Below are 17728 nucleotides of genomic sequence, written 5' to 3'. Positions count from 1 at the left end.
GGCGCAGGCGCCCCGTCCACGCGCGGTATCCGGACGCCCCACCGGGGTATGTCCCGCAGACGGGTCTCACCGACCGGCCCTCACCGACCGGTCTCCGTCGTACAGCCTTCACAGCCTTCGCCGAACAGCCCCCACGGATCGGCCTTCACCGGTCGGCCCCCGCAGTGCCCCCTCGTATTCCCCACCACAGGCCCCCACCGCATTCCCCACCGCATTTCCCACCGCATTCCCCCGTCGAAACGACCCCGAGGACAGCCCCCGAGGACAGGCCACAGCGCCGCCCGCACACGGGCGTGCCCGAGGACAGGAGAGCCATGACCGACACGGGCCCACGGGTACGCCGGATCGGACCGCCGCGCCAGGACATCGAGAGTTACCCGACGGTCGCCCGCGCGGTCGCGGCCGCCCAGCGGCTGGCCCGCCGCCACCCCGACCGCTGTCGCGTCCGCGAGGTGGGCCGCTCCCGGGCCGGCCGGCCGCTGGTGCTGCTCTCCGTCGACGACGGGGAGCACACCGTCCTGGCGGTCGGCGGCCCGCACCCGAACGAGCCGGTGGGCATGGCCGCCGCGGTCCGGCTGGCCGAGCGGGTGCTGGAGCTGCCGCCCCGCCCGGGGGTCGGCTGGCACGTGCTGCTCTGCCTGGACCCGGACGGCGCCGCGCTCAACGAGGGCTGGCTGCACGGCCCGCTCACCCCGGCCCGGCACTACGAGCACTTCTTCCGGCCGGCGTTCGACGAGCAGCCCGAGCTGCCGCCGGCCCCGGACGGCGACCGGCCGCCGATGCCGGAGAGCCGGGCGCTGACCGGCCTGATCGACGAGCTGCGCCCGGTGCTGCAGTGTTCGCTGCACGGTGTGGACTTCGGTGGCGCGTTCGTGCAGCTCACCCGGCCGCTGCCGGGCCTGGCGGAGGGGTTCGCACGGTCGGTGGCGCGGGCCGGCATCCCGCTGGACGTCGATTCCTACGACGCGGTCGGCTGGGACAGCCCGGCCCCGGGGGCGTACGTGATGCCGGCGCCGGGCGGCGGTTCGCAGGCGCTGCCGGACCGTCCGGAGCTGTCGACCTGGTCGTACGCGGGCCGGTACGGCGGGGTGACGGCCGTGCTGGAGGTGCCGATGTGGGCGATCGACGCGGTCGGCGACTCCCGTCCGTACCCGGACGCGCGCGCCGCCGTGGGGGCCGCCGCCCGGACGCTGGGCGACCGGGTCGAGGAGCTGGTCGGGATGCTGCCGCAGGTGCCGCCGCACGCCGGGGTGGCGTACGGGCCGCTGCTGCGCTCGATCGAGTTCAACCTGGAGGTCTGCCCGCTGCTGCTGGAGGAGTGGCGCACCGAGTGGTCGGTGGCGCCGCTGTCGGTGTCCCGGGTGACGACCGCCCGGATCGTCGCGGCGCGGCTGCCGCTGCGGGTCGCCTCGATGCTGCTGCGGCTGCTGGCGGACTCCGGGGGCCCGGCGGCCGACGCGGCCAGGGCGCGGGCCCGGGCGATCGTGGCGGCGAGCCTGGACGGCCTGCACCGGCTGGGCACCCGCTGGGTGCCGGTCGACGCCCAGGTCTCCCACCAGGCCCGGGCGGCACTGGCCGCCGCGGACCTGCTGCTGCCGGTCTGATCGCGAACCGGTCCGATCGCAGGCCGGTCCGATCGCGGTACGGGCCGATCGCGGTACGGGCCGATCGCGGTACGGGCCGGCCCGTACCGGTCCGATCGCGGGCCCGGCCGATCACTGGCCCGTCGATGCCGGTCGGAGTCGGCCAGGTCCGGTCGGGGCCGGTCGGAACCCGCCGACCAGCGGCCGCAGGTGGGGGTCGACCAGGCCGGCCAGCCGGTACTCCCCCTGCGGTGTCGGGTGCAGGCCGTCCGCGTACAGGCCGTCCGCCTCGGTGACCGGCAGCACGTCCCGGCCGTCCACCAGGTGCAGCCGGCGGTCGCCCAGCCGCTGGAGCACCCGGACGGCCGTACCGGTCAGGTCGCGGACGTCGGCCAGGGTCAGCCCGGCCGCGTTGACCACCCGCTCGCGCTCCACCGAGGGGAGCGCGGCGATCACGGCGATCGGCGTGTCCGGGTGCCCGTCCCGGATCGTCTCGACGAAGCCGCAGACGGCGGGACCCCAGCTGCGGGCGGTGAAGACGGAGCGGATGTAGGCGTTGGTGCCGATCTCCAGGGTGACCAGGTCTGCGGGGGTGTCGCGGATCACCCGGGCGACCAGCGGGTCCAGGTAGGCCTCGCCGGCGAACCCGAGGTTGCGCAGCCGCCAGCCGTGGCGGCGGGCGAGCAGCGCGGTCCAGCTCGCGGACGGCCCCTCGGGGAACATGGCGTGGGTGAGGGAGCTGCCGTAGGCGATCCAGCGCGGGCCGGTGCGCCCGACGGGGGCCAGCAGCCGGTGGCCGCGGAGGCCGACCGCGGCGAGCCGGGTGCGGGACAGGTGCGGCAGCCAGACCTCCACCTCCGTCGGGCCGCCCGGCAGTGCCAGGTCGAGGCGGCGCCGCCCGGGGTCGAGGTGGCGCCGGTGGAGGAGTACGCCGTCGGCCAGGACGTCCACCGGCGCGGCGCCGGGCTCGGCGTCGAGGTCCAGCAGCAGTTCGGTGGCGTCGGTGCGGACGGCGAACCGGACGCCGGCCGGGATCCGGGCGAGCCGCGCGAAGTTGTCCGAGAGGGCGGTGGCGATCCGCTCCTGCGGGATCCGCAGCGGCAGGACGGTGCCGCCGACCCGTTCGAAGCCGCAGACACCGTCCCAGCCGAGCCGTGCGTCCTCGGGGTCGAGCCACTCCTCCCTCCGCCTCGCGCCGGTCGCCAGGGCCGTCGCCCCGTCGCGGCCGGCTGCCGCGCCTCCCCCGTCGCCGTCGCCCGCCGCCGTGCCCGCGTCGTCGCCCCCGGCCATCCCGACCCCCAAATTAGTCTGTTGGACAACAATCTGATGTTCAATCACGTACGATCGGAAAGTAGCAGCGGAAATCATCTACCGTCAAACAATCTCTCAGGAGCGTTATGCTGGCCGTCCACCACCGAAGGAGTCCCGATGGCCAGCGCCCCCCGGACCGCCCGCCTCGCGTCCCCGAGCCGGGCGGACGACGGCGGCGAGCGCCGGCGGTACTTCGCCGCGCTCACCCAGGACCGCCCCGACGTCGCCCTCTGCCGCGCCACCACCGTGGTCGCCCGGACCATCGACGAGCAGCTCTCCGGAAACCCGCTGACGGTGGCCCAGCACCTGGTGCTCAAGATGCTCGACGCCGTCGGCAGCTGCTCCCAGCAGGAGCTCAGCGAGCAGCTGCGGATCGACCGCAGCGTGATGGTCGGCTGCGTGGACGCCCTGGAGGACGCCGGCCTGGTACGCCGCGAGCGCCACCCCCGGGACCGCCGCGCCTACGCCGTCACCCCGACCCCCGACGGGGCCGCCGCCCTGGCCGACGCCGAGCGCGCCATGGCCCCCGTCCTGGACCACGCCTTCGCCGCCCTCACCCCGGACGAGCGGGCGACCCTGGTCCGCCTCACCCGCAAGCTCCTCGACGTCCCGCCGGCCGACTGAGACCCCGCCCCGCGCGGCCGGTCGGCCCATCCCGACCGGAGGCCACGGCCGTGCCGTATCCCGACCTGACCGCTGAACAGCTCCTCACCACCACCCGCGCCGTCCGCAAGCGGCTCGACCTCACCCGCCCGGTCGCCCGGGAACTGGTCGAGGAGTGCCTCGCGCTCGCCACCCAGGCCCCCACCGGCCGCAACCGCCAGCGCTGGGACTTCGTGATCGTCACCGATCCGGCCCGGCGGGCCGCCCTCGCCGACCTCTACCGGCTCGGCCTGGTCAACCCCCGCCGACCCGTCGTCCGCACCGGCCTGGACCGCACCACCGAGGACACCGCCCGGCGGCTGCGCCTCGCCGAGAGCGCCCAGCACCTCTTCGACCGTCTGCACGAGGTACCGGTCCTGGTGGTGCCCTGCGTCCGGATCGAGGGCCGGCACGAGTTCGACTCCCACGTCGGCCAGGCGAACGCCTGGGGCTCGATCCTCCCCGCCACCTGGCAGTTCATGCTGGCCGCCCGCTCCCGCGGCCTCGGCACCGCCTGGACCACCCCGCACCTGCACTACGAGCGCGAGGCCGCCGACCTGCTCGGCATCCCCTACGAGACGGTGGCGCAGGTCGCTCTCGTCCCGCTCGCCCACACCGTCGGCACCGACTTCCGCCCCGGCCCGCGCGTGCCCACCGACCGGATCACGCACTGGGACGCCTGGTGACCACCGCCCCCGACGACGACGGCGGGGCCGGCCCGGGACCACCCCGGACCGGCCCCGCCGTCGGCACGCCGCCCACCCTCCGGCGACGCGCCGGTCAGGCCGCTATCGGCCGCTGGCTCTGCACCGCCTGCAACAGTCCGATCGCCACCCAGGTCGAGAACATCGACGACCCTCCGTAGGACACGAACGGCAGCGGGATGCCGGCCACCGGCATGATGCCCAGGCACATCCCTATGTTCTCGAACCCCTGGAAGGCGAACCAGGCGACCACCCCGGCCGCCACGATGGTGCCGTACAGGTCGGTGGCGTGCCGGGCGATCCGGCAGGCCCGCCAGAGCACCACGCCGAGCAGCACGATGATCGCCATCGCCCCGAGGAAGCCCAGCTCCTCGCCGGCCACCGTGAAGACGAAGTCGGTCTGCTGCTCCGGCACGAACTGCCCGGTGGTCTGCGTCCCGTGGAACAGCCCCTTGCCGGTCAGCCCGCCCGAGCCGATCGCGATCCGGGCCTGGGCCGTGTTGTACCCGACGCCGGAGGGGTCGAGCGCCGGGTTGGCGAAGGCCGCGAACCGGTCGATCTGGTACTTGCTCAGCACGCCGAGCTTCCAGATCGCCACACAGCCGCCGACCCCGGTCAGGATCAGCCCGAACACCCAGCGGTTGGCCGCGCCCGAGGCGAGCAGGATGCCGAGCACGATGACGGCCATCACCATCACCGAGCCGGCGTCCGGCATCAGCATCACTATCGCCATCGGCAGCGTCGCCCAGACCAGGCCGCGGAAGACCGCCCGGTTCGCCGGGAACTCCCGCTCACCCGCGTCCACCTGCTCGGACAGCACGACCGCCATCACCAGCACGATCGCCAGTTTGGCGAACTCGGCCGGCTGCACCGAGAAGCCGCCGCCCAGCTGGATCCAGGAGTGCTGGCCGTTGATGGTCGAGCCGAGCGGGCTCAGCGTGGCCAGCAGCAGCACGATGACGCCGACGTACAGGAACGGCACCACCGTCCGGAACCGCCGGCTCCCTATCGCTATCACCACCGCGCACAGCACGGCGCCGATCATGACGTTGGTCAGGTGCCGGTACAGGAAGTACTGCGGGTCCCCGTGGGTGAGCGAGTCCCGCCCGCGGGTGGCCGACCAGACCAGCAGCGAGCTGCCGAGCGAGAGGACCACCGCGGCCAGCAGCAGTATCCAGTCGATCCGCCAGATCGGGGAGTCCTTGGCGAGTGTCCTGGGGACCCCGCGGCGCTGCGGGGCGAGCCGCAGCTGACGGTACGAGCCGTAGGAGCTCATGCCCGGCCCCTTCCGGTGGAGCGGGTGGGTTCGACGGCCGCGACCGCCGCGACCGGTACGACGACCGTCCCGGAGGGCTGCGCCGGGTCCAGGAAGACCCGCGGCGAGCCGCCGGTGACGCCCGGGTCGCCGAACGCGCCGGCGGGGTCCCCGCCGAACGACGCCGGCTTGATGATCGCGGTGCCGTCCGCGTTGAACTTCGGCAGCTCGGCCTGCGGCGTGGACAGCAGGGCCTTGCCGTTGTCGACACCGCCCTTGTCGTCGACGCCGTAGAGCGCCTGGTAGATGCGGCGGACCGCGTCACCGGAACCGCCGGAGCCGGTGCCACCCTGGCTTATCGTCATCACGACCGCGTAGTCGCGACTGTAGGTGGTCAGGTACGAGGTGGTCTGCTTGCCCTCGACCTCGGCGGTGCCGGTCTTGGCGTGCAGCTCGATCTTCCCCTGCGGCCAGCCTGCGCCGGTGAACTTCCACGCGGCGGTACCGGTCGAGACGACGCCCTTGGTGGCGTCGTCGATGTACTGCAGCGTCTTCGCGTCGGTCGGCAGCTTGCCGTCCTCGTGCGGGGCGATCTCGCGGACCAGCTCGCCGCTCGGGCTTATCACGGCCTTGGCGACGGTCGGCCGCCACAGCGTGCCGCCGTTGGCCAGCGCCGAGTAGATCCGCGCCATCTGCAGCGGGGTGACGAGGGTGTCGCCCTGCCCGATCGCGTAGTTGACGGCGTCACCGGCACGCAGCACGTAGCCGTCGGCGCAGTTCTCCTTGGCGATCAGGTCGGAGTACTCCTTGCCGCCCTTCTCGGCCTGCTTGCACCAGGCGTCCTTGTTGTTGTCGTAGAAGGACTGCTTCCACTGCCGGTCCGGCACCCGGCCGGTCGCCTCGGAGGGCAGGTCGATGCCGGTCTTGGCGCCGAGGCCGAACTGGTGGGCGGTCTTGTAGAACCAGTCCCCGGTCTCCTTCTTCGGCTTGATGCCGCCGTCGGCCAGCCACTGGTCGTAGGCGAGGCCGTAGAAGACGGTGTCGCAGGAGACCTCCAGCGCCTGGGCCAGCGTGATCGAGCCGTGGCCCTGACTCTCGAAGTTCTTGAACTCGCGGCCGCCGATGGTCATGCTGCTCGGGCAGGCGTAGTTGCCGTTGAGCGCGTAGCCGGCCTGGGCGGCGGCGGCCGTGGAGACCACCTTGAAGGTGGAGCCGGGGGCGGACTGACCCTGTATGGCCCGGTTCAGCAGCGGGTAGTTGGAGTCCTTGCTGGTCAGCCCCTGGTAGTCCTTGCCGGAGATGCCGCCCTGCCAGATGTTCGGGTCGTAGCTCGGGGCACTGGCCATCGCGACGATCCGGCCGGTCTTGACGTCCATCACGACCGCGGCGCCGGAGTCCGCGTCGTAGTTGCGCTTGGTGTTCTTGTCCCAGGTCTTGCGGGCGTCCGCCATCGCCTGCGCCAGGTTGTCCTCGACGACCTTCTGCACCCTGGCGTCGATGCTGGTCACCAGGTTGTCGCCGGTGCGCGGCGGCGCCTTGTCCGCGGTGCCGATCACCCGGCCGAGGTTGTCGACCTCCAGCTTGGTGATGCCGGCGGTGCCGCGCAGGTCGCGGTCGTACACCGACTCCAGCCCGGCCCGGCCGATCTGGTCGGCCGGGAGGTAGCGGTCCAGCCCGGCCTTGTCGGCGGTCTTGGAGACCTCCTCGTCGGTGACCGGCGAGAGGTACCCGAGCACCTGGGCCATGTTGGCGCCCTCGACGCCGGTGTAGTGGCGTACGGCGGTGGGCTGCGCGGTGACCCCGGGGAAGTCCTCGCGGCGTTCCATTATCTGCATCGCCTGCTGGGTGGTCGCCTCCTTGGTGACCGGGATCGGCTGGTAGGGCGATCCGTTCCAGCAGGGCTGCGGGGTCTTGGCGTCACAGAGCCGGGCCTTCTCCTGGACGTCCTTGGCCGGCATCCCGAGCACCTCGGCGAGCCGGGTCAGCACCGCCTTGCCGCCGTCCTTCTGCTGGAGCAGCGAGGTGCGGCTGACGGAGACCACCAGCTTGGTCTCGTTGCCCGCGAGGATGCGGCCGGAGGCGTCCAGGATCTCACCGCGGACGGCCGGTTCGACGACCTCGCGGATGTGGTTGCCGGTCGCCTTGGCCGTGTACTCCTTGGCGTTGCGGATCTGGAGGTACCAGAGCCGTCCGCCGAGGGTGGCGAGCAGCGACAGCACCAGGATCTGCAGCACCACCAGACGGATCGTCACCCGCCGGGTTCGGCCGGTCTCGGGGATGTTGCTCACGTCTCGTGCGCTCCAGGAAATCGCGAGGGCGGTCTGGTCGGATCGGGGGCCGGGGCCGGACTACGGGCGCTTGCCCGCGCCGAGCAGGCGCTTCTTCTTGTACATCGGGCGGGACGCGGCGTCGCGGGTGGTGCGGTAGCGGGCCAGGGTGCCCAGACCCGGGCCGCCCTCGTCGTCGCCGGGGCCCGCGGCGGCCACCGGGTCCTTGCCGAAGCGGCGGCCGAGCACCATCACGACGGGCACCACGAACGGGGCCAGCAGCAGGTCGTAGAGCATCGCGGTCAGCACCAGCGAGCCGAGCCCGACGTGCCGGGCGGCCGTGTCGCCGACCAGGGCGCCGACCATCGCGTACAGCAGGGTGGAGGCGATCGCGGCGACGGAGACCACGAGCAGCGCGCTGGAGACCGAGCGCTGGCGGCCGTGCTCGGGGCGGAGCAGCCCGGCGGCGTAGCCCATCAGGCAGAGCACCAGCGCGTACCGGCCGATGGCGTGGTCGGAGGGCGGTGCGACGTCGGCGAGCAGGCCGGCCGCGAAGCCGACCAGGCAGCCGCCGGTCGGCCCGTAGACCATGGCCAGGCCGACCACGACGAGCAGCAGTATGTCCGGGGTGGCCCCCGGGAGTTGCAGCCGGCCGAAGACGCTGACCTGGAGGATCAGGCCGAGCAGGATCAGGGCGGCGGAGACGGGGATGCGGGCGAGGCGCATGGCTCAGTTCCCCCCATTGGGCTTGGCGGGCGGGACGGCGGCCTGGGCCGCGGGGGCGGCGGGCGCCGCCGGGGCCTGGCCCTGACCGGCCGCCGCGGGGGCGGGCGGCAGGACGGCGTCCCGCGGGTCGGTGCGCGGCGGGACGACGACGACGCCGACCAGGTCGAGCCGGGTGAACTGGACGAACGGCTCGACCAGGACGGTCTTGGTGAGCTGACCGGGGTTGGCCTCGACCTGGACCACCTTGCCGACCGGGACGCCGGGCACGAACGGGCGGCCGCTCTGCGAGCCGAAGGTGACCAGCCGGTCGCCCTCCTTCACCTGGGCCTTGCCGTTGAGCAGCGAGACCTTCATGGCGCTGCTGCCGCCGCCGGAGGCGAAGCCGATCTCGCCGGTGCCCTCCAGCCGGGTGCCGGCGGAGAAGCCGGGGTCGGAGGCGAGCAGCACGGTGGCGGTGGTCGGGGCGACGGTGGTGATCCGGCCGACCAGGCCCTGCCCGTTGACCACGGTCATGTCCCGGGTGAGCCCGTCGTCGCTGCCGGCGTCGATGGTGATGGTCCAGGAGAAGCCCTGGGCCGGGCCGATCGCGATGGTCTGGGCGGCCTTGACGGTGTATCCGCCGGCGCCGGCCGTGCGCAGCAGGTCGTCGAGCTGCTGGGTGCGCCCGCCGGCCATGTCGGAGGAGGCCAGCTTCTGCCGCAGTTCGGTGTTCTCGCGGGCGAGCTGGTCGGTGCGGCCGCTGTGGGCCGCGGCGTCGCGGAAGGCCCGGACGGTGTCGGCGACCGGGTCGACGGCGGTGGCGGCGCCCCGTTCGACGGGTCCGAGGACGGAGGCCGCGGCTCGCCGGGCCCCGCCGAGCGGGGAGCTCTCACCGCCCTTGATGTCGACGGTGATCAACGCGAAGGCGACGGCCACCAGCAGGATGAGCAGCAGCCGGCTCTCTCGTGTGTCCCTCACGGTGCTGGTGCTGCCCCTTCGTACCTGGCCCCTCCGCCCGGGCTGTGGACCCGGGCGGGGACCCGCTCAGTTCGGACGTTTCGGTTCTGTTAGCGGCGCGGTGCGGCGTCGAGCACCTGCTGGAGTGCCTCGAACTCCTCGACGCACTTGCCGGATCCGAGCGCGACGGAGTCCAGCGGGTTCTCGGCGATGTGGATCGGCATGCCGGTCTCCCGGCGCAGCCGCTCGTCCAGGCCGCGGAGCAGGGCGCCGCCGCCGGTGAGCACGATGCCCCGGTCCATGACGTCGCCGGCCAGCTCGGGCGGGCACTGGTCGAGGGTGGTCTTCACCGCGTCGATGATCGAGTTGACCGGCTCGTCGATGGCCTCGCGGACCTCGGCGGCGGAGATGACGACGGTCTTGGGCAGGCCGCTGACCAGGTCGCGGCCGCGGATCTCGGCGTGCTCGTCCTTCTCGCCCTCCAGGCCGAAGGCGGAGCCGATGCTCATCTTGATCTGCTCGGCGCTGCGCTCGCCCAGGAGCAGCGAGTACTCCTTCTTGATGTGCTGGACGATGGCGTTGTCCAGCTCGTCGCCGGCCACCCGGATGGACTGCGCGGTGACGATGCCGCCGAGCGAGATGACGGCGACCTCGGTCGTGCCGCCGCCGATGTCGACGACCATGTTGCCGGTGGGCTCGTGGACCGGGAGACCGGCGCCGATCGCGGCGGCCATCGGTTCCTCGATGATGTGCACCTGGCGGCAGCCGGCCTGCAGGGAGGCCTCGATGACGGCGCGGCGCTCGACCCCGGTGATGCCGGAGGGCACGCACACGACGACGCGGGGGCGGGCGAGGAAGCGGCGGCGGTGGATCTTGAGGATGAAGTAGCGGAGCATCCGCTCGGTGATCTCGAAGTCGGCGATCACGCCGTCCTTGAGCGGGCGGATGGCCACGATGTTGCCCGGGGTGCGTCCGATCATCTTCTTGGCCTCGGAACCGACGGCCAGGATTCCCCCGGTGTTGGTGTTGACCGCTACCACCGACGGCTCGTTGAGGACGATCCCCTTGCCCCTGACGTACACCAGCGTGTTGGCAGTTCCGAGGTCGATCGCCAAGTCGCGGCCGATGAACGACAGGTTGCTCGCCATGGGGTGTGGGTGCCTTCCCGGGCTCGGTGTCATGGAGGTGGACGGAATGCGCGCGCCCACGCTTGGGCGGAGACCAGCTGAGCTGCCTTACCGGGCCCTTGAGTCGCGTCCATCGTAGTCACGCCGGCCGGCACGGACGTCGACGTGGGGCGTACCGTCCATTGTCCGGAGCGTGATCGCTTCTCCGGGCATTGGGACGCCGTGTCGGCCCCCCTGGTTCCCTATTTCCCGATAAGAATGCCCCGGCCGGGCCAATGGTCCCGACCGGGGCGCCCGAAGGTCCCTGGCGCCCGTCCGGATCAGGCGTGGGCCGGGAAGAAGATCTTGATCTCGCGCTCCGCGGACTCGGACGAGTCGGAGGCGTGGATCAGGTTCTCGCGGGTGATGGTCGCGTAGTCGCCCCGGATGGTGCCGGCCCCGGCCTCCAGCGGGTTGGTGGCGCCGGCCAGCATGCGGATGCCGGCGACGACCTCCTCGCCCTCGACGATCAGGGCGAGGGACGGGCCGGAGGTCATGAACTCCAGGAGCGGCTCGTAGAACGGGCGGCCGACGTGCTCCGCGTAGTGCTGCTCCAGCGTCGCCCGGTCGAACGTGCGCAGCTCGACGGCGGCGAGGCGCCAGCCGGCCTTGCGCTCGATGCGGCTGATGATCTCGCCGGTCAGGCCTCGCTTGACGGCGTCGGGCTTGAGCAGGACGAGAGTGCGCTGGGACACGGTGCGTCTCCTGGGGAAATCGGTACGGATCGCACGCCGTTCGACGTGCGGAGTGCGACTACCGCAGAGGTTACCTTGCGTGAGCGAATGCCCGGCCGCCCGTCGGAGGTCCGGTCTAGGCCGCCGGCGCCGGTTCGGCGGCGGCGGTCCGGGCGGCCTTGATCTCGTCGATCTTCCGGCCGTAGTGCACCGAGCACCACCAGAGGCCGGCGAAGACGAGGCCGAGGCCGAACATGGTCGGCAGGACGAAGCCGCTCGCGATGAGCCCGACCTGGAGCGCCCAGCCGACGGCGACCGCGCCGGGCCTGTTGATCATGCCGCAGAGCAGCACGCAGAGGGCCATCGCGATGCCGCTGACGGTCCAGACGGTGCCCGCGGGGACGTCCGAGAGCTGCATCGCCACCAGACCGGCGAACATGATCAGCAGTGCCTCGCCGATCAGCGTCGAGGAACAGAGCGTCCTCATCGTCACTTCCTCCCGAGCAGCAGGCGGGCCTCGCCCACCGTGATGACCGAACCGGTGACCAGCACCCCGGCGCCGCCGAGGTCGCCCTCCTCCTCGGCGAGGGTGACGGCGGCGGCGATGGCGTCGTCGAGCCGGGGCTCGACCTGGACGCGGTCCTCGCCGAAGATGTCGACCGCGAGCGCGGCCAGCGCGTCCACGTCCATCGCGCGGTGGGTGGAGTTCCGGGTGATGACGACCTCGGCCAGGAGCGGCTCGAAGACCTCCAGCAGACCGGCCACGTCCTTGTCGCCGCTGGTGCCGATCACGCCGACCAGCCGGGTGAATCCGAAGGACTCGCCGATCGCGGTGACCGCCGCCTGGGCGCCGTGCGGGTTGTGCGCGGCGTCCAGGAGGATCGTCGGGCTGCGGCGGACGATCTCCAGGCGGCCCGGCGAGTCGACGCCGGAGAACGCCTGCCGCACCTTGTCCACGTCCAGCTTCCCGCCGCGGGCACCGCCGACGCCGAAGAAGGCCTCGACCGTCGCCAGGGCCAGCGCCGCGTTCTGCGCCTGGTGGCCGCCGTGCAGCGGGAGGAAGACGTCCTCGTACTCCTCGCCGCCGAGGCCGCGCAGGGTGACGAGCTGGCCGCCGACCGCGACCTCACGGCGGATCACGCCGAACTCCATGCCCTCGCGGGCCACCGTGGCGTCGACCTCGACGGCGCGCCGCAGGATGGTCTCGGCGGCGTCGAGCTGCTGGTGGGCGACGATCGCGATGGCGTCGGGCTTGATGATCCCGGACTTCTCCACCGCGATCTCGCCGGTGGTCCCGCCCAGCTTGTCGGTGTGGTCCAGGCCGATCGGGGTGATCACCGCGACGGCGGCGTCGATGACGTTGGTGGCGTCCCAGGAGCCGCCCATGCCGACCTCGACGATGCCGACGTCCACCGGTGCGTCGGCGAAGGCGGCGTAGGCCATGCCGGTCAGCACCTCGAAGAAGGACATCGCGACCGGCTGGCGCTCGTCGACCATCCGCACGTAGGGCTCGATGTCGCGGTAGACCTCGACGAACCGCTCGGGGGTGATCGGGGCGCCGTCCAGGGTGATCCGCTCGGTGACGCTCTCCACGTGCGGGCTGGTGTAGCGGCCGGTGCGCAGCTCGAAGGCGTTGAGCAGCTGCTCGACCATCCGGGCGGTGGAGGTCTTGCCGTTGGTGCCGGTGATGTGGATGGAGGGGAAGGACCGCTGGGGCTGGCCCAGGATGTCCATCAGCGCCTCGATCCGGTCGAGCGATGGCTCCAGCTTGTTCTCCGGCCAGCGCTCGGAGAGTTCCACCTCGACGTCGTGCAGGGCGTCGCCGGCGGCGCCGTCGGCGGGACGGAGGGTGTACGGGTTCGGGTCGGCCTTGTCGCTCACGTCCACAGTCTACGGAGCTGCGCCGGGCGCTCCCGACGGGGTGAGAACGACCACTTTGCCCCGGGTTGGCCGTTTCTCGCGTTTACTATCGATTTAGCGACATCAGGCCGCAATGGAGCAGCGATTCGCGCGTCAAGGAGACATATCGCCTTTGATCACGAGGAGCACAGCGCCTTGCCCGACACCCTGCGCAGTTTTGTCGAGCTCCGCCGGGACAGCATCGTCTGGATCGCCGGACTGATCTCGCTGGCCCTGCTGGTCTACATGGCCCTCGTCTTCGGGCGCTTCCTCCTCTACTGGGCCGGCTCCCGGCACGCCTTCCGGCACAACTCCGCCGCCGAGCCCGGCGACCCCTCCGCCTTCCAGTGGCACCTGATGGTCCCGTGCCGCGACGAGGAGGCCGTGATCGCCCAGACCCTCGCCGGCCTGCGGGCCGTCGCCCCGGCCGCCCACCTCTGGGTGATCGACGACGACAGCGAGGACGCCACCCGCGAGCTGGTGCTGGCCGCCGCCGCGCACGACGACCGGATCCACCTCGTCCAGCGCCGCCGCCCGCACGCCCGGATCGGCAAGGGCGCCGCCCTCAACGCCGCCTACCGGGAGATCTCCGACCGCCTGCCGGCCGGCACCGACCGCTCCCGGGTCGTGCTCGGTGTGGTCGACGCCGACGGGCAGCTCGACCACGGCACCCTCGAACAGGTCTGCAACGACCGGGCGCTCGGCCGCCCCGACACCGGCGCCGTGCAGATCGGCGTCCGGATGCGCAACGCCGACGACGAGCTGCCGCTGCCCGGCCGCGGCCGGCTCGCCAACGCGTTCGCCCGCGCCCTGGTCCGGATGCAGGACGTCGAGTTCCAGGCCAACAACGCCGGTATGCAGATGCTGCGCCGCCGCACCGGAAGCGTCGGACTCGGCGGCAACGGCCAGTTCGTCCGGCTCACCGCCCTCGACACGCTGACCGCCGAGGAGGGCCGCGCGGGCCGGCCGTGGCCGGAGCGCGCCCTGCTGGAGGACTACGAGTCCGGCCTGGACCTGCGGCTGGCCGGCTGGCGGCTCACCCACGTCACCGAGGCCGCCGTCTCCCAGGAGGCCCTGGTCTCCTACCGGCGCTTCCTCACCCAGCGCACCCGCTGGGCCCAGGGCAACATGCAGTGCCTGCGCTACACCGGCCGGGTCCTGCGCTCCCCGCACTACCGGCCCGCCGGCAAGGCCGAGGTGCTCTACACCTTCCTCCAGCCCGTGGTCTGCGTGCTGCTGGTCGTGCTCACCCCGGTGTCGATCGCGATCACCACGGCGGGCCTCGTGCTCTTCCCCGAGGAGACCGCCGAGTTCCAGCTCCGCTTCGGCCCCTGGATGGTGCTCGCCTTCGTACTGGCCACCCTGCCGATGCTCTTCTGGGGCTTCGCCTACCGCCGGCTCGTCCACCCCGACCGCAGCCGGCTCACCGGTCTGCTCTGGGGCGTCCTGGTCTGGCTCTACGCCTACCACCTGTTCGCGGTCGCGGCCCGGGCCGCCGTCCGGGTGCTGCTCGGCCGCAACGGCTGGGCCAAGACCAGGCGCAACGCGGAGAAGGTCGCGCTCGGCGCGCCCACCGCCCTCGAATCCTGACCCCGGCCGCCGACCCGACGTTTCCGGCTCGCCGCCCGACCGCTCGCCCGCCCCGACCGCTCGCCGCCCGCCCGGCCCGACCCCGGAGTTCCCGTCATGTCCTCGTGCCTCCCGCCGAATCCCGCCGCCCGCCCGCTCGCCCCCGGCAGCGTCGCCGTCGTCCTCGGCACCCGCCCCGAGCTGGTCAAGCTCGCCCCGCTGATCCACGAGCTCGGGCCGGCGACCCGGCTGGTCCACACCGGCCAGCACTGGGACGAGGCGATGTCCGGCCGCTTCCTGCGCGACCTCGGCCTGCCCCGCCCCGAACTGCTCACCGGGGTCGGCGGCCGTCCGCGCGCCGGGCAGATCGCCCAGTCCCTCGGCCAGCTCGACGCCGCCTTCGCCGAGGACCGTCCGGCCGCCGTCGTCGTCCAGGGCGACACCAACGCCACCCTGGCCGGCGCGCTCGCCGCCAACGCCCGGGAGATCCCGCTGGTCCACGTCGAGGCCGGGCTGCGCAGCTTCGACCGGGCGATGCCCGAGGAGCACAACCGGGTGATGGTCGACCACGTCTCCGACCTGCTCTGCGCCGCCACCACCGACAACGCCGCCAACCTGCGCGCCGAGTCACTGGCCGAGGAGCGGATCGCCCTCACCGGCAACACCGTCGTCGAGGTGGTCCGCCGTCAGCTGCCCGACGCCGGGACCCGGGCCGCGCTGCTCGCCAGGCACGGCGTCGAGGAGGACGGCTACGTGCTGGCCACCGTGCACCGGCCGGAGAACACCGACACCGCCGGGGCGCTCGGCGCCGTCCTCGGGGAGCTGGACCGGATCGCCCGGGCCGGGACCCCGGTGCTGTTCCCGATGCACCCGCGCACCCGCGCCGCCGTCGAGCGGTTCGGGCTGGACGCCCTGCTGGAGCGACTGGCCGTCACCGGACCGGTCGGCTACGGCGACTTCCTGGGTCTGGCCCGGCACGCCGCGCTGCTGGTCTCCGACTCCGGCGGGGTGCAGGAGGAGTGCACCGTGCTCGGCCGCCCGCTGCTGGTCGTCCGCCGCTCCACCGAACGGCCGGAGGCGGTCGACGCCGGCTTCGCCGCGCTGGTGCGGCCGGGCGAGGAGCTCGGCGGCGCGGCCCGCGCCTGGCTGGCCGACACCCCCGAGCGGCTCGCCCGGCTGGCGGCCACTCCCAGCCCCTACGGCGACGGACTCGCCTCGACCCGGATCGCCGGGCTGACCGCGCGGCTGGCATCGCCGCAGGTCGCGGCCGCCGCCTGACCGTCCTCTTGACAGGCGGATTGGTCTACTCCACCTTGTGAGGCAAGTCTCCTTCCCCGACAGGGACTTGAGTTGTCGGTAGCTCCCACACGCGCACCATCGACACCCGGACGGCTCTCCCCCACAGGAGCCGACGGCCTCCCCCACAGGAGATGGAGTCATGCCACTTGCCCGACACCGGCGCCCACGCGCCGTGTATTCCCTGCTCGCCGGCGCCAGCGCGATCGCGGTGGGCCTGAGCGGACTGGTCCTCGCCGGCGGCACCGGTGCGCACGCCGCCGCCGACGCCGCCGAACTGATCACCAACGGCGGCTTCGAGGACGCCAACCACCTCGGTGGCTGGACCTGTTCCTCCGGCGCGACGGAGACCGCCACCGTGCACTCCGGCTCGGCCGCACTGCGCTCCACCCCGGGCAACAGCGCCACCGGCGAGTGCAGCCAGACCGTCACCGTGAAGCCCTCCTCGACGTACACCCTGAGCAGTTGGGTCCAGGGCTCGTACATCTACCTGGGCGCCCGCGGCACCGGCGGCACCGACCCGAGCACCTGGACCCCCGGCGGCACCGGCTGGTCCAAGCTCAGCACCACCTTCACCACCGGGGCCGGCACCACCAGCGTCACCGTCTACCTGCACGGCTGGTACGGGCAGCCGGCGTTCCTGGCCGACGACGTCTCACTGCTCGGCCCCGGCGACCCCAAGCCCACTCCCACCCCCACCACCGCGAGCCCGACCCCGACGCCGACCGAGACGCCGACACCGACCGAGACGCCGACGCCCACCGTCACACCCACCCGGCCCGGGCCCAAGCACCTGCTGACCGGCTACTGGCAGAACTTCGACAACAACGCCACCGTGCAGCGGATCAGTGACGTCCCGGCCGCGTACGACATCATCGCGGTCTCCTTCGCCGACGCCACCAGCACGCCCGGCGGGCTCAGCTTCACCCTGGACCCGGTCCTCTCCTCCAGGCTCGGGGGCTACACCGAGGCCCAGTTCAAGGCCGACATCGCGGCCAAGAAGGCGGCCGGCAAGAAGGTGATCCTCTCGGTCGGCGGCGAGAAGGGCACGGTCTCGGTCAACAGCGCCGCGTCCGCGACCAACTTCTCCAACACCGCCTGGTCGCTGATGCAGACCTACGGCTTCGACGGCGTCGACATCGACCTGGAGAACGGCGTCAGCGCCACCTACATGGGCCAGGCCCTGCACAGCCTGGCGGCGAAGGCCGGCAAGGGCTTCGTGCTCACCATGGCGCCGCAGACCATCGACATGCAGTCGACCGGGATGGAGTACTTCAAGCTGGCGCTGAACGTGAAGGACATCCTCACCATCGTCAACATGCAGTACTACAACTCCGGCGCCATGCTCGGCTGCGACGGCCAGGTCTACTCGCAGGGGAGCGTCAACTTCCTCACCGCACTGGCCTGCATCCAGCTCAAGGGCGGGCTGCGGCCCGACCAGGTGGGGCTCGGCGTCCCCGCGTCCACCAGCGCGGCCGGCGGCGGGTACGTCAGCCCGAGCGTGGTCAACAACGCGCTGGACTGCCTGGCCGCCGGCACCGGCTGCGGCACCTTCAAGCCCGACACCAAGTGGCCCGGGATCGGCGGGGCCATGACCTGGTCGACCAACTGGGACGCCAAGGCGGGCGGCGGAATCGCCACCACCGTCGGCTCGCACCTGCACGCGATGCCGTAACCTGCCCCGTCCGGCGGGCCCGGGC

15 protein-coding genes are annotated in these 17728 nt (G+C 72.7%); 6 read left to right on the top strand and 9 right to left on the bottom strand.

Translation table 11 applies throughout. The features are described from left to right. Positions 1-314: 314 nt before the first annotated feature. A complete protein-coding gene (locus tag ACFWIC_RS23900; protein WP_329885139.1) occupies positions 315-1604 on the top strand; it encodes a M14 family zinc carboxypeptidase in 1290 nt (429 codons plus the stop codon). Positions 1605-1715: 111 nt separating this feature from the next. Here ACFWIC_RS23900 and ACFWIC_RS23895 read toward each other — a convergent pair whose 3' ends face one another. Beyond that, the gene (locus tag ACFWIC_RS23895) at positions 1716-2873 is read right to left on the bottom strand and encodes an SGNH/GDSL hydrolase family protein (protein ID WP_380519979.1); all 1158 of its coding nucleotides are present in this window, start codon (positions 2871-2873) and stop codon (positions 1716-1718) included. Positions 2874-3011: 138 nt separating this feature from the next. Between ACFWIC_RS23895 and ACFWIC_RS23890 the strand changes: the two genes are divergently transcribed. Both ACFWIC_RS23890 and ACFWIC_RS23885 read left to right on the top strand, forming a co-directional pair. After that, positions 3012-3518 carry a MarR family winged helix-turn-helix transcriptional regulator gene (locus ACFWIC_RS23890; RefSeq protein ID WP_329951476.1) on the top strand — a complete coding sequence of 169 codons (507 nt, stop codon included), beginning with the start codon at positions 3012-3014 and terminating at the stop codon, positions 3516-3518. Positions 3519-3568: 50 nt separating this feature from the next. Then, on the top strand, positions 3569-4222 hold the full coding sequence (locus ACFWIC_RS23885; protein ID WP_329885136.1) for a nitroreductase family protein: 654 nt from the start codon (positions 3569-3571) through the stop codon (positions 4220-4222). A gap of 94 nt (positions 4223-4316) precedes the next feature. On the opposite strand, the gene rodA is transcribed toward ACFWIC_RS23885, so the two are convergent. From rodA to ACFWIC_RS23845, 8 genes are all read right to left on the bottom strand, one after another. Then, a complete protein-coding gene (rodA, locus tag ACFWIC_RS23880; protein WP_329885135.1) occupies positions 4317-5516 on the bottom strand; it encodes a rod shape-determining protein RodA in 1200 nt (399 codons plus the stop codon). Then, positions 5513-7783 (bottom strand): penicillin-binding protein 2, encoded by a 2271-nt coding sequence (gene mrdA, locus ACFWIC_RS23875; protein ID WP_380519978.1) that lies wholly within the window; start codon positions 7781-7783, stop codon positions 5513-5515. The genes rodA and mrdA overlap by 4 nt, the downstream gene beginning before the upstream one ends. Positions 7784-7843: 60 nt before the next feature. After that, positions 7844-8488 (bottom strand): rod shape-determining protein MreD, encoded by a 645-nt coding sequence (gene mreD, locus ACFWIC_RS23870; protein WP_329885133.1) that lies wholly within the window; start codon positions 8486-8488, stop codon positions 7844-7846. Positions 8489-8491: 3 nt separating this feature from the next. After that, positions 8492-9445, bottom strand: a complete 954-nt coding sequence (mreC, locus tag ACFWIC_RS23865; protein WP_329885132.1) for a rod shape-determining protein MreC — start codon at positions 9443-9445, stop codon at positions 8492-8494. 89 nt (positions 9446-9534) lie between these two features. Then, positions 9535-10560, bottom strand: coding sequence for a rod shape-determining protein (locus ACFWIC_RS23860; RefSeq protein ID WP_327683829.1), 1026 nt, complete (start codon positions 10558-10560; stop codon positions 9535-9537). Between the two features lie 311 nt (positions 10561-10871). After that, positions 10872-11285: a nucleoside-diphosphate kinase gene (gene ndk / locus ACFWIC_RS23855; protein ID WP_329885131.1), complete on the bottom strand. Its 414-nt coding sequence runs from the start codon at positions 11283-11285 to the stop codon at positions 10872-10874. 115 nt (positions 11286-11400) lie between these two features. After that, positions 11401-11751 carry a DUF4233 domain-containing protein gene (locus ACFWIC_RS23850; protein ID WP_329951474.1) on the bottom strand — a complete coding sequence of 117 codons (351 nt, stop codon included), beginning with the start codon at positions 11749-11751 and terminating at the stop codon, positions 11401-11403. Between the two features lie 2 nt (positions 11752-11753). Then, positions 11754-13145: a folylpolyglutamate synthase/dihydrofolate synthase family protein gene (locus ACFWIC_RS23845; protein ID WP_329951473.1), complete on the bottom strand. Its 1392-nt coding sequence runs from the start codon at positions 13143-13145 to the stop codon at positions 11754-11756. Positions 13146-13319: 174 nt separating this feature from the next. Between ACFWIC_RS23845 and ACFWIC_RS23840 the strand changes: the two genes are divergently transcribed. From ACFWIC_RS23840 to ACFWIC_RS23830, 3 genes are all read left to right on the top strand, one after another. Then, positions 13320-14753: a glycosyltransferase family 2 protein gene (locus tag ACFWIC_RS23840; RefSeq protein WP_329951472.1), complete on the top strand. Its 1434-nt coding sequence runs from the start codon at positions 13320-13322 to the stop codon at positions 14751-14753. Positions 14754-14849: 96 nt separating this feature from the next. After that, positions 14850-16010, top strand: coding sequence for a non-hydrolyzing UDP-N-acetylglucosamine 2-epimerase (wecB, locus tag ACFWIC_RS23835; protein WP_380360687.1), 1161 nt, complete (start codon positions 14850-14852; stop codon positions 16008-16010). 160 nt (positions 16011-16170) lie between these two features. Further along, complete coding sequence (locus ACFWIC_RS23830) at positions 16171-17703, top strand: chitinase (protein WP_380519977.1); 1533 nt, start codon at positions 16171-16173, stop codon at positions 17701-17703. Positions 17704-17728: the final 25 nt, after the last annotated feature.

It is taken from the genome of Kitasatospora sp. NPDC127035 (genome assembly GCF_042726075.1).
Classification (GTDB): Bacteria; Actinomycetota; Actinomycetes; order Streptomycetales; family Streptomycetaceae; genus Kitasatospora.
The sequence above is the reverse complement of the archived record's forward strand: the minus strand, read 5'-3'. Positions and strand labels throughout refer to the sequence as shown.